Origin of the sequence: Penaeicola halotolerans, assembly GCF_016464625.1 — a bacterium.
GTDB lineage: Bacteria > Bacteroidota > Bacteroidia > Cytophagales > Cyclobacteriaceae > Penaeicola > Penaeicola halotolerans.
Map to the genome: position 1 here is coordinate 1 of NZ_JAEAGO010000074.1, position 271 is coordinate 271.

General features: G+C 39.5%; 1 protein-coding gene. It reads left to right on the forward strand.

The window, feature by feature from the left end:
• Positions 1 to 7: 7 nt before the first annotated feature.
• A partial coding sequence (locus tag I5349_RS13765) for a TerC family protein (protein WP_438865903.1) occupies positions 8 to 271 on the forward strand: 264 nt, incomplete at its 3' end.

The window sequence follows — 271 nt, forward strand, 5'->3', positions numbered from 1 at the left end:
ATTTCTCTTGTACACAGCTTACAAAATGCTGAAATCGGATGCCTCTGAGTTTAACCCCAAAAACTCCTTTATTTTCAAAAAAATGAGAAGAGTACTTCCATTTACCAGGTTTATTGACGGGGAACACTTCTTTATAGTAAAAAGGGGAATCCGTGTGGCGACCCCGCTTTTTATGGCATTGATTATCATAGAGCTTACAGATATCCTTTTTGCACTGGACAGTATTCCTGCCATACTTGCCATAACGGCTGACCCATTCATTGTTTTCAGT